Origin of the sequence: Pseudoalteromonas sp. T1lg65, from assembly GCF_051930985.1 — a bacterium.
GTDB lineage: Bacteria > Pseudomonadota > Gammaproteobacteria > Enterobacterales > Alteromonadaceae > Pseudoalteromonas.
On the sequence record NZ_CP196837.1, the window covers coordinates 2,928,115 to 2,940,540 of the forward strand.

The window sequence follows — 12,426 nt, forward strand, 5'->3', positions numbered from 1 at the left end:
AAAAACACCGCTTCCGTAAGCGGTGTTTTTATTTCTGTAACAAATAGAATACAACCGTACCCAACTTACATACCGATTTACTATTTCAATTCATCGCTATTCGTTATATCTTGCCCGGCATCATAATAATAATTTGGGGCATGTCGTGCTTAAAAACAAAACTCTGGGCAGCATGTTAATTGTGGCTGGCACCACAATTGGCGCTGGAATGCTCGCCCTTCCAATAGCGTCAGCGGGACTTGGGTTTTCAGTCGCCATTTCACTGCTTGCAGTAACCTGGGTGATCATGACTTACACTGCACTACTAATGTTAGAAGTACATCAATACGCAGATCAAGATGCAACCCTGAACACCCTAGCAAAAAATCTACTCGGCAAAAAAGGCCAGTACATCGCTAATTTTTCCATGGTGTTTTTGTTTTACGCACTCTGTGCTGCATACATTGCTGGTGGCGGTCAACAACTGCAAGAAAAGTTCACCAATTGGCTCGGCGCAGGCTTAAGCCCACAACTCGGCTCAATAATCTTAGCTGTTGCCATTGCCACAATAGTCACTTTGGGCACTAGTACGGTTGATAAGTTAAACCAAGTGTTGTTTACGATTAAAGTCATTGTGTTAACGAGTTTGTTCTTTATTCTAACCCCCTATGTCCACGGTCAGCACCTTATCGATATGCCATTAGAACAAGGGTTAGTCATTGCCGCAATCCCTGTCATATTCACCTCTTTTGGTTTCCATGGCTCTATTCCATCTATCGTGAAATACGTTGGCCTAGATATCAAGCAACTACGTAAAGTCATGATGTTTGGTGCTGCCTTACCACTTGTTATTTATGTATTTTGGCAGCTCATCAGCCAAGGTGTCATGGGACAAAGCAGTTTAATGGCTAGCGAAGGCTTGCCAGGTTTTGTAGCCAGTATTTCGAATATTGCGCATAACGAAAATGTGAATTTGTTTATCACCCTATTTGCCGATTTGGCATTAGCGACTTCTTTTCTTGGCGTGAGTCTGGGTTTGTTCGATTTTTTTGCAGATGCTTTTAAGAAAAATGACAACACCAGTGGCCGTATCAAGACCGCATTAATCACATTTTTGCCTCCGCTTGGGTTTGCCCTATTCTTCCCTCAAGGGTTTATTATGGCTCTCGGTTATGCAGCCATTGCACTGGTGGTATTGGCTATCTTTTTACCTGTTGCTATGGTCAGAAAACAACGTAAGCAAATCGAGAATCAAGGCTATCAGGTTAAGGGTGGCAATATCGGATTAACGATCGCAGCGCTATTTGGTGTAATCATTATCACATCACAAATCCTGCAAATGATGGGGCTTATCCCAAGCTTAGGGTAAGCTCCAAAAGAAAAGGAAGTAGTCTAACTACTTCCTTTTTCGATATTTAGTTATCAAGTTAGTAGCTTTATGGCTGTTGCTCACCATCACCACTCACCTCGATCGGGTCGGACTCTTTCGCTTTACCTTGCAAGATTGATATTTCTACACGACGATTTCGGCGTCGATCTGTATCGCTTTCATTAGGCACCAACGGGCGGGTATCAGCATGTCCGACTACCACCATCCTGTTTTTATCGAAGCCTGGGACTTTTTGCATCTCCGAAGCTACGGCAACGGCCCGAGTAGCAGATAAATCCCAGTTATTGGTATATAACTCGTTGGTCACCTGAAAATCATCGGTATGCCCAGAGACTGTTATTTCACCTGGCACATCCTTGAGCAGCCCTGCTATTTCTTGTATCAATGGCTTAAATTTTGGCTGTAAAAACGCACTGCCTGAAGGAAATGCCCCATTTTCTTGAATGCGGATTATGATTTGCTGACCTAATGACTCTAATTCGATCGCGCCATCCATAATTTGCTTTTGTAATTGTTGAGCAATTTTCTTTACTAGCTCGTTTACTTGTTCCTGCTCGGCTGCTGCAACAGCCTGTGTGGAAGCTTGTTGCTGGGCGGTACTCGAGGATTCACCACCTCGTTTATTACCCCGTTGTTCTTGACGACCGCCAGCAGAGGACTCATCACCAGCCTGAAACTCCAGCATTTGCTGGGTCATTTCGACGGTCTGCTGTTGGATCGTTTCAATGGGTGTCGGTTCGGGTTTACCCGGAGTAAACTCCATCGCAATCACGCTGGTTCCTTTGGGAATATCCTTTACTTCTATTTTGTTTTGTACACCAAACGCAAACTTCATTGAGCCCGCTATTTGTTTAAACTTCAACACATCCATTTCAGAAAATGCCAGCAATAGAACAAAAAAGCACATCAGTAGCGACATCAAATCCGCAAATGTTCCCATCCAAGCCGGCAAGCCAGGTGGTGGACATTTGCATTCTTTTTCGTCAGACATACCTACTCCTCAGCAGCAACAGCTCGTTTCGACTCTGGTAGGTAGTTTTTCAGAATACCTTCGATGACCTTAGGATTTTGTCCATCCTGAATACCCAAAATGGCATCTAGAATTAAGCGCTGATTACGCTCTTCTTCGTCTTTTCTCAGTAGTAACTTAGTTTGCACAGGAATAGCAACGACATTAGCAAGGAAAGCACCATACAACGTCGTCAAAAGTGCCACTGCCATCGCTGGACCAATCGCTTTGGGATCGTCCATATTTGAGAGCATTGCAACCAATCCAATTAGGGTACCTATCATCCCCATAGCAGGTGCGATATCACCCAAAGATTTAAATAAACCAGCGCCAACTTCATGACGCGAAGAAGTTAATGCAATATCTTTTTGCAACGTCGCCCTGACCACATCTGCGTCATGGCCATCGACCAACATATCAACGCCTTTACGCATAAAGGGATTCGGTATATCCGCCTCCTCCAAAGCCAGAAAACCGCCTTTTCGCGCTGAGTCTGCAAGTTCTACCGCTTTCTCAATCAGTTCTTCGGGGGTTTCCAGCTTGAACATAAACGCTTTTGCGGTAACTTTACCAATTCCAAAAAATTGGCCGAGTGTAAAGTGTGATAACACGATGAATATAGACCCACCGAATACAATGATGACCGATGGCGTGTTGTAGAACATTGCTACTTGACCATCACTACTGAGCACCATTGACATGATAATTAGACCTATTGCGCCTAGGATCCCTATTACCGTTGCTAAATCCACATTTCCTCCAGGGGAGCGTTATTAGTGTTAAATTGTTCTTATTATTCGAGTTATCGGCAAGTCGAGCGACAACTTAACATTATTATATTAAAAAGTACTTAAATTGCGAGTTTAAGCTGCTTAACACCTATACCACTTTTTCTAGTCAAAATGTGACTGGTTTTTTTGACCTTAAGCTTCAATCCCCCTAAAATTGCCCCACTTCTCATAACTTGGTTCTCACTGCGATGGCTGTAAAAAAACCTGAAAATTTAAGCTTCGAAGAAGCGATGCAAGAACTTGAACAAATAGTCGCGGAAATGGAAAGTGGCTCGCAGCCTCTCGACCAAGCACTGAAACAATTCGAACGTGGCATTAAGTTAGCGAAAGCCTCACACCAAAAGCTTCAACAAGCTGAGCAACAGGTCTCGATTTTAATGGGTGAAGGTGAAGCAGCAACCCTGCAACCTTTTGATAACGAGTTATAATGACAGCACTGTTAATTAAAAAGCTAGGTTTGGCAAAAGAACGTGTCGAACACACTATCGCGCGCTACTTCGAGCAACAGCTAGATACTGACGATCAAATAAAGGCAGCGACCCAATACGCAATCAGTAACGGTGGTAAGCGTCTGAGACCATTTTTGGTATATTCTACCGGCGAGTTATTTGGTGCGAGCCAACAAGACTTGGATGCATGTGCAGCAGCAATAGAATGTATTCATAGCTATTCATTGGTTCATGATGATCTTCCAGCCATGGATGATGACGAATTGCGTCGAGGCAAGCCGACCTGTCATATCATGTACGATGAAGCCACCGCAATTTTGGCTGGTGACGCCTTGCAGAGCCTAGCCTTTGAACTGCTCAGTGAGCCATCAGATAGCCTAGCTATCGGTAGTCAATTGAAGATGCTTAATGTCCTAGCCAAAGCTTCAGGATTGCAGGGGATGGTAGGTGGTCAAGCACTCGATCTGGACGCTACCGATCAGCAAATTTCACTGACTGAATTAGAGCGTATTCATCGCTTAAAAACCGGGGCGCTGTTACGATGTTCGGTAGAGTTAGGATTGCTAAGTGCAGGCAGACACCCTTCTGAGCCTGAGTATCAAGCACTCGTTGAATACGGCAATGCGGTTGGTCTTGCATTTCAAGTTAGAGACGATATTTTGGATATCGAAGGTAGTACCGAAGTATTGGGTAAGCCAAGCGGCTCAGATATAGACCAAAATAAATCGACCTATCCAGCTTTACTGGGATTACCACAAGCACAAGCCAAAGCAGAGCATTTAATTCAAATCGCGCTTAACGCACTGGATAGGGTCGCTGCGGATACGCAGGTACTGGCCGACTTGGCAAAATATATCATCGACCGAGACCACTAGTATAATTGACACATACAACTACATTGGTTGAATAGAAAAGTTACAGAGAACCCCTTTTTATATGCCAACGAACATAATATGATGGGCAGTTGGTAAATAATAAATAACCATGAAGTGAGCATAGGCTTGCTCATTTAGGACTTCGATAAAGAACATGAAACTTGATAGTAGCAAGTATCCCTTATTAGCCTTAATAGACGATCCGAGTCAGCTTAGGCAGCTGCCTCAAAGCAAGTTAAGCAGTTTAAGTAATGAGCTGCGAGCATATTTGTTAGACTCAGTCTCTCAAAGTAGCGGCCATTTAGCATCTGGGCTAGGTACTGTAGAACTTACCGTAGCATTGCATTATGTCTACCATACTCCGCAAGACAGATTGGTGTGGGATGTAGGACACCAAGCCTATCCTCATAAGATTCTCACGGGCCGACGTGACCAAATGCACACGATCCGCCAAAAAGATGGCTTACACCCATTTCCTTACCGTGGTGAAAGTGAATATGACACGTTTAGTGTTGGACACTCTAGCACCTCTATCTCAGCAGCACTTGCTATGGCAATCGCTGCTGAGAAAGAAGCCAAGGGCAGAAAAACCGTGGCTGTTATTGGCGACGGAGCCATGACTGCCGGTATGGCATTTGAGGCGATGAACCATGCAGGTGACATAAAATCTGACATGCTGGTGATTTTAAACGATAACGAAATGTCCATTTCCGAGAATGTCGGTGCACTCAACACCCATTTCGCAAAAATCTTATCAGGCAGTTTCTACACCAACATTCGCGAAGGCAGTAAAAAGTTATTGTCAGGTGTTCCTCCGGTCAAAGAACTGGCAGGCCGAATGGAAGAGCACTTAAAAGGCATGATCATTCCTGGGACATTTTTTGAGGAGCTGGGCTTTAATTATATTGGTCCTATTGATGGTCACGATGTTGATGCATTGGTTGACACACTCAGAAACATGCGAAACCTGAAAGGCCCGCAGCTATTACATGTAAAAACTCAAAAAGGGAAAGGCTACAAGCCTGCCGAAGCGGATCCCATTGGTTATCATGGCGTACCTAAGTTTGACCCTAGTGAAAATAGCTTGCCAAAATCAAAACCTAGCAAGCCAACCTTTTCAAAAGTTTTTGGTGACTGGTTGTGTGATATGGCAGAACAAGATCCTAGCTTGATGGCAATAACACCAGCCATGCGCGAAGGCTCCGGTATGGTGCGCTTTTCAAAAGAATATCCCGAACAGTATTTCGACGTAGCCATTGCAGAGCAACACGCTGTCACGCTTGGGGCTGGATTTGCTTGTGAAGGATTAAATCCGGTAGTTGCAATTTATTCAAGCTTTTTGCAGCGCGCATATGATCAACTGATACATGACGTTGCATTGCAAAACTTACCTGTGCTATTTGCCATCGATCGTGCTGGTGTTGTTGGTGCTGATGGCGAAACACACCAAGGTGCATACGACCTGAGCTTTATGCGCTGTATTCCTAACTTAGTCATTATGACGCCTAGTGATTTAAACGAATGCCGCCAAATGCTTTATACAGGTCATCTGTTGCAGCAGCCTGCGGCAGTGCGTTATCCAAGAGGCAGTGCAGGTGATGCTCAAGTCGAGCAAACTATGACCCAGCTCGAAATCGGTAAAGCTAACCTAGTCAGAAATGGTGAACAGCTGGCTATTTTAAACTTTGGTACACTGCTAGACAACGCACGAGACGTGGCCCAGCAGCTTAACGCGACACTTGTCGACATGCGTTTTGTAAAACCTTTGGATACCAAGTTGCTCGATCAACTCGTCAACACTCACAGCCACTTTGTAACGTTGGAAGATAATGCGATTGCAGGTGGTGCGGGTTCTGCGGTTAGCGAGTATTTTTCTGAGCATGGCTATCTAAAAGCAGTGAAACATATCGGTTTACCAGATGAGTTTATTAAACATGGTTCTCAAGAAGAGATCCATGCAGAGCTTGGGCTTAGTAGCGAAGCACTGACTCAGCAAATCACTGCTTGGCTAAAACACTAAAGCAAATACAACAAAGGCTTCCTTGGGAAGCCTTTGCTTTTTCACCTAACTACACTCTGGTTAGCGCATCCACACCTTGATTTCGGCTAACCCATTGCTTTGGAGCAATTCTAGCTGAGCTTCGATATTGCCACTTTGCTCAAACTCAAACGCATCGAGTTGCTCATCAAACACAATTGTCGCCACTCCGTCACCACCACGCTGTTTTACTTGATGCAGCGCGAGATCTGCAAGATTAACCGAAGCTTCCCAGCCGATAACTTTACCGCCTAAAAGCGGTAGCGGATAACAAGACCATCCCATCGATACCGTCAGTTTGGTAGCTCGGCCGTTAGGTAGCTTAAATTCGGTGTTGGCAATCGCTTTACATAGCTCACTCACGTAATTATCGATTTGGTTGCGACTGAAATCACGTAGCAATAATAAAAACTCGTCGCCGCTCCAACGTACAACATAATCTGAGCCTTGTGTTCGTAAATTCAGTAACGTTGCCAATTGTTGTAAACAGCTATCACCACCGATTGGACCGTAAGAGTCGTTTACTTTACTAAATCCATCGATGTTCATAATCATTAGCACCAGGCTTTTATCCTGAGCCTGCAGTGATTGTGCATTTCTTTGATAATGCTCTACATCCTTGGGTAACTGATCAAATAAAAACCTTCTACTTCTAAGCCCTGTAAGCTCATCAGAATGACTCACCAACTTAAGTTGAGTATTGACCTGATTTAATTTTTCATTCGCTTTACGAAGCTCTGTAGTTCGCTCAGTGATCAAAGCCTCCAACGATGCCTGCTTCCTTCTTTCCTGAGCTCGGAACACCCAGAAAATAAGATAGAACATAAAAATAAAGGTACAGGTAATAAAGAGTCTAAAGTAGACCGTTTCATCAAAACGTCGCGGCAGTTCAATGTTAAGTGATAGTTGCTTTGCTTTTACCCAATCCTGGCCACGTCGTTTAACTTCTAAAAGAAAAGTAAAATTGCCTGGAGGTAGGTTGGTGTATATAGCTTCTCTTCGCGATTTTGCTTCTCTAAAGTCCGTATCATGGCCCTTTAGCATGTACCGAAACTCAACGCTTTGTGGTGCATAAAAGTCGATACTAGTATATTTAATTGTTAAATCCCGCTCTGAGGTATTAAGTGCAATTGCCTGTTTTAGCAAATTAGCATTCAATGTACGACTTGGCGTTTGTATGGACTCCACTTTGGGATAGAGCTCATCGCCGCCAAAAAGTTGTATGGATTTTGATATCTCTACTACGCCTTGCAGGCTGGGATATAAAATCGCATCGTCTGTTTCTACCACCGCATCTAAACCTAAGCCCGAACAACACTGACTAGGCCGACCATCTAGCTGACGGTCAAAAGGACTAATCACCTGCTCTACTTGCAAGCTTTCAATCTCACCAGCAAACTGCTCTACTGGCATACGGTAAACGCCTTTCATGGTGCTCACCCATACCAACTCGCTGGTTTTTTCAAAGTACAATGAAAAAATAGAACCGTAGGGGAGACCTTTCGCGGTATCCAGCTGATACCATCCACCTTCTGTGGAACGGTAAAATAGTCCATCGTTTAACGAGCCAACAAGGGTAGTAATGCCATCAAGGTGTAAAATACTGGTGACATAGGCTGTGTCTAACGAAGTCTGAGCCCCTATCTTTTCAATGCCTCTATCGTTGTATCGATATGCGCCTTTGTTGGTTCCAATAAAGCCAAAACGTGGCGTATCAGTAATAAAAGTGACGAACTGACTGCCTAAAAATGCATTATAAGTAAACGGTGTTAAACCTTTATAATCCAATCGGTATAAGCCTCGGCCCGTGCCTAACCACATTCCACCTTTGTTGGAAGGACTAATTGAAAACACCGGGTTTTGACGCAGTTCTCTAGGAGACAATTTAGTAAGCTTGCCATCTTGATAAATCATGGCACCTCGATCAGTGCCAAGCAGCAGCTGCTCGCCCTGAAACTCCATATCATGAATTACTGAATAGCCAAGTTGCTCTGCAGAAATTACAGGTTGATACAGATCGTTTTCTGTCAAGATACCAAGGCCATCTCGGCTAGCTACCCATACTTCACCACTAGGACTCTTAGCAATAGCAGACAAAGCTTGGTTCGCACTCACCCCAATATGATGACGCTCAACTTTTCCTGAGTGAGCAAACCATAACCCTTCATTGAGACTCGCAAACCAAATGTTTCTATCTTTATCTAAAAATATATCCGCAAACCAGATACTTTGATCTAGATGAACCGGCTCCACGGCTTGCCAAACACCGCTACTTTGACGATATAGCAAGCGGCCATAGGCCGATACCCAAAGACCACCTTCTTGATCGCTCAAAAACTTATAAACTGCGGTATTGCCGACTTCTTGATAGCGTCTTAGTACTTCATCGATATCCAAGAAGTAAGCACCAAGTTCTGAGGCTAAAAATAGCTTGCCATCCACCCAAGCCAAATCGTGAACGATTGTTTGAGCCAGCTGCTCAGGCAGCGAAACCTTGCTTGCTAACTCTAGCCTTATGTTGTCGCTTCCGTAACTATCAGCTTCATTGATTTTCAATAGATGTCGTTCGTTAATCAACCAGATCCCATCGGGGGCCAACGTCATTTTGGTCACCGAGCCGACAATTTGGTTAATTTGCTTCATCTCTAGTGGAGCTGGGTCAACATCACTGTGCGCGAATGACAGCTGCTTGTAGGAGGCGTAGTAGAGCCCGTTTGCAGCAACCCAAATACTTCCGTCTTGGTCTTCAATAATATCTCGAACGGGACCTTGCACATCAAAGCGCTGAGCGTCCATCGTCTGCACATTGATACGTAACAAACCTCGCCGAGTTCCGACCCAAAGCATACCAAAGCGATCAATGAGCAGCTTGTTAATTGCATTACTGTGTAGAGCGTTAAAGTTTTGCGTATTAAAATTTTGAAAATGATGACCATCAAAGCGACTTAACCCAAACTGCGTGCCGAGCCACATGTAACCATCGAGGTCTTGCACTACGCTTTTGATACTCTGAGATGGCAAACCACTTTGCGTGTTCCATTGTTTTACAACATAGTCGTCAATTGCCGCGTGGACCTTCCCACACAGCAATAGTGATACAAAAATAACGAAAAACAATAGTCGCATCATGCTGATACCGTCTCTAACTCCAATTATACCAATTGTATTAACTCTCTAACCAATTTGAAGGGGGAAATACTCTATTAGCTTCGTTAAAAATTTCTCATTTAGAACAACTAAATAGCAAAATTTTTGCCTTACCTACACGGATGTAGGTACCTAAGCGTTAGCAGGACGCGAGAGCGGTGCTACTAAAGCATTTCCTAGCTTCAAAATAGCTCATTTATTTAATGCAATTGGTATTAGACCAAAATGCCAGTTTTAAACAAAGCCTGAACACAAATCAATGAAAAAATGCCTGCTAACACATCGTCTAGCATGATCCCTGAGCCACCATGTAACTTTTTATCTAACAAGCGAATTGGCCCAGGCTTTACTATGTCGAAAAAGCGGAACAAAATAAAGCCTATCAGTAAAGATTGCCAGCTTAAAGCTGTGCCTATCATCGTAATGTAAAACCCTGCTATTTCGTCCCACACGATTGCAGGATGATCGTGAACATTCACATCTTCCGCGGTTTTACCACATAGCCAGATGCCAGCAAGTGAAAGGAGTAGTGCCACAAGGCACTGAGCCCAAATAGGTGTCGTTTCAGTTAAAAAGATAAAAGGTAGCGCCCCTAGCGTGCCAAACGTTCCGGGAGCTTTTTTAGCTAGCCCTAGGCCAAAACCTAAAGCCAAAAATTGATGTGGGCGTTTTAAGTTGAACGCTAAAGACTTCTTCAAACTTTCTCCTAACTAAAATGTTCAAAACCAGTACCGCTGAACTGATATTGCTTGCCATTTTCTAATAGCTCAACCCGCTCTTTGTTTGCCGTGATTTGCCCAATACAGGTGATATCAACACCATATTGTTGCAACCGTGTGTGCAGCATGCTTTTCTTTTCATCAGAGACCGTAAATAGCAGCTCATAATCATCACCAAAGCTCAGCGCTAGCTTTTCTCTTTGCTGTTTATCTAAGCTTAATTTTAACGCCGCAGACATCGGGATTTTTTCAACATGGATTTTCGCCCCGACTTTTGACTGTTTGAGGATATGTTTAATATCCGCTAACAATCCATCAGAGATATCCATTGCAGATGAAGCAATCCCTCTGAGCACTTGCCCTGCTGCAACTCTCGGTGTGGGGTAATGGAATTTTTGTTGTGCCGCTTTTAAGTGCTGCGGCTCGACGGATAGTTGCTTTTTGCGAGCTTCAATCGCAAGCCCCGCATCACCTAACGTGCCTGTCACATAGATCCAATCGCCGATCTTTGCTCCTGAGCGGGTGATAGCCTTGCCCGTCGGTACTGTGCCTTTAGCACACAACGTAATACTGAGTGGTCCTTGAGTTGTATCTCCACCAACAATTTGTACGTTATAGTACTCGGCAATTTCGTGCATTCCTGCGGTAAATTCCTCCAGCCAGGTGGTATCCGCTTTTGGTAATGTAAGTGCTACTGATAGCCAAGCAGGTTCTGCCCCCATTGCCGCTAGGTCGCTCAAATTAACAGCAACGCAGCGATGCCCTAAAGCCCTAGGCGGAACATCATGAAAAAAATGCACACCCGCAACCAGCGTGTCTGTTGTGACCACTAATTGTCTATCTGCTGGCACAGAAATCAATGCGCAATCATCACCGATACCGAGGTCAACGTCACGACGCTGAATACCACGGCCCTTGAAATAGCTATTGATTAACTCAAATTCTTTCATACACAAAAAAGCCGGCCAAGGCCGGCTCTCCTAGCTGTCAAATTTACTTGCGAATAAACTTAACGGCTTTATCAAGTACACCATTAACGAACTTGTGGCTTTCTTCAGCACCAAATATTTTCGCTAATTCAATACCTTCATTGATAGCAACTTTGTATGGTACATCTTCGCGGAATTTCAATTCGTATGCACTAACACGAAGAACTGCGCGCTCAACCATATCAAGCTCATCAAAAGGACGAGCTAAATGCGGTTTGATCAACTCGTCAAGTTGCTTTTGGTTCACCACTACGCCACGTGCTAAGTCTTTAAAGTATTCAACGTCTACTTTAGTAACATCGTTTTCGATCAACATTTGTTGTTCGATATCGGCAATAGGATTGCCGCTTAACTGCCAAGAATAGATGGCTTGTAAAGCAAGTACACGTGCTTTGCGTCTAGCTGCTGGTTTCACTTAGATTCCTCTTAAATTTGCTCTAGCACGTTCACCATTTCTAGTGCACCAAGTGCAGCTTCGCCGCCCTTGTTGCCCATTTTGGTGCCCGCACGTTCAATGGCTTGCTCAATGCTTTCTGTGGTTAGTACACCGAATGCAACTGGAATATCATAATCTAGAGAAACGCTTGCTAAGCCTTTGTTTGACTCATTCGCCACTAAATCAAAGTGCGGCGTTCCACCACGAATAATCACACCTAGTGCGATGATAGCGTCATGCTCTTTTTTCATGGCTACGCGCTTCGCTGCTAGTGGTAACTCTACTGCTCCAGGTACGTATACTACGGTGATGTCTTCATCTTTAACGCCACCGGTACGTTTTAGCTCATCCACAGCACCTTCTAATAAGCTGCTACCAATGAAATCATTAAAACGAGAAATGACAATGGCAAATTTTTTGCCAGGAGCGTATTTATTACCTTCGATTATTTTCATTAGATATTCCTAAATCTATATGAGCAATTGCCAAATTGACGCGCATAATAGCATAGTTTAAAGCAAATCGCCTACTGCATTAATACCAGCAAAGGCATCTGTTTCACCGTATTCTTTATGGGTAAAATCAGCGTACAAGATGCCGTTGC

Annotated in this window: 11 protein-coding genes; 4 read left to right on the forward strand and 7 right to left on the reverse strand. The window is 44.0% G+C overall.

Annotated elements, in window-relative coordinates; genetic code table 11:
* Positions 1–145 precede the first annotated feature (145 nt).
* Positions 146–1,348: an aromatic amino acid transport family protein gene (locus ACSLBF_RS12890; RefSeq protein WP_440053782.1), complete on the forward strand. Its 1,203-nt coding sequence runs from the start codon at positions 146–148 to the stop codon at positions 1,346–1,348.
* Positions 1,349–1,415: 67 nt separating this feature from the next.
* Here the strand turns inward: ACSLBF_RS12890 and ACSLBF_RS12895 are convergent, their stop codons facing one another.
* Positions 1,416–2,360 carry a flagellar motor protein MotB gene (locus tag ACSLBF_RS12895; RefSeq protein WP_440053783.1) on the reverse strand — a complete coding sequence of 315 codons (945 nt, stop codon included), beginning with the start codon at positions 2,358–2,360 and terminating at the stop codon, positions 1,416–1,418.
* 2 nt (positions 2,361–2,362) lie between these two features.
* Positions 2,363–3,130, reverse strand: coding sequence for a flagellar motor protein PomA (pomA, locus tag ACSLBF_RS12900; protein ID WP_440053784.1), 768 nt, complete (start codon positions 3,128–3,130; stop codon positions 2,363–2,365).
* A gap of 227 nt (positions 3,131–3,357) precedes the next feature.
* Between pomA and xseB the strand changes: the two genes are divergently transcribed.
* The 3 genes from xseB (at position 3,358) to dxs (ending at position 6,513) form a co-directional block, all read left to right on the forward strand.
* Entirely contained in the window at positions 3,358–3,597 is a 240-nt protein-coding gene (gene xseB, locus ACSLBF_RS12905) for an exodeoxyribonuclease VII small subunit (RefSeq protein WP_440053785.1), read from the forward strand.
* Positions 3,597–4,493: a (2E,6E)-farnesyl diphosphate synthase gene (gene ispA, locus ACSLBF_RS12910; RefSeq protein ID WP_440053786.1), complete on the forward strand. Its 897-nt coding sequence runs from the start codon at positions 3,597–3,599 to the stop codon at positions 4,491–4,493. Before xseB ends, ispA begins: the two co-directional genes overlap by 1 nt.
* A gap of 154 nt (positions 4,494–4,647) precedes the next feature.
* The gene (gene dxs, locus ACSLBF_RS12915; RefSeq protein ID WP_440053787.1) at positions 4,648–6,513 is read left to right on the forward strand and encodes a 1-deoxy-D-xylulose-5-phosphate synthase; all 1,866 of its coding nucleotides are present in this window, start codon (positions 4,648–4,650) and stop codon (positions 6,511–6,513) included.
* Positions 6,514–6,573: 60 nt separating this feature from the next.
* Here dxs and ACSLBF_RS12920 read toward each other — a convergent pair whose 3' ends face one another.
* From ACSLBF_RS12920 to ribH, 5 genes are all read right to left on the reverse strand, one after another.
* On the reverse strand, positions 6,574–9,660 hold the full coding sequence (locus tag ACSLBF_RS12920; protein WP_440053788.1) for a diguanylate cyclase domain-containing protein: 3,087 nt from the start codon (positions 9,658–9,660) through the stop codon (positions 6,574–6,576).
* A 233-nt stretch (positions 9,661–9,893) separates the two neighbouring features.
* On the reverse strand, positions 9,894–10,376 hold the full coding sequence (locus ACSLBF_RS12925) for a phosphatidylglycerophosphatase A family protein (protein WP_440053789.1): 483 nt from the start codon (positions 10,374–10,376) through the stop codon (positions 9,894–9,896).
* Between the two features lie 8 nt (positions 10,377–10,384).
* Positions 10,385–11,347 (reverse strand): thiamine-phosphate kinase, encoded by a 963-nt coding sequence (thiL, locus tag ACSLBF_RS12930; protein WP_440053790.1) that lies wholly within the window; start codon positions 11,345–11,347, stop codon positions 10,385–10,387.
* A 43-nt stretch (positions 11,348–11,390) separates the two neighbouring features.
* On the reverse strand, positions 11,391–11,801 hold the full coding sequence (gene nusB, locus ACSLBF_RS12935) for a transcription antitermination factor NusB (RefSeq protein ID WP_440053791.1): 411 nt from the start codon (positions 11,799–11,801) through the stop codon (positions 11,391–11,393).
* Positions 11,802–11,812: 11 nt separating this feature from the next.
* Positions 11,813–12,277 (reverse strand): 6,7-dimethyl-8-ribityllumazine synthase, encoded by a 465-nt coding sequence (ribH, locus tag ACSLBF_RS12940; protein ID WP_010382793.1) that lies wholly within the window; start codon positions 12,275–12,277, stop codon positions 11,813–11,815.
* Between the last annotated feature and the right edge of the window lie 149 nt (positions 12,278–12,426).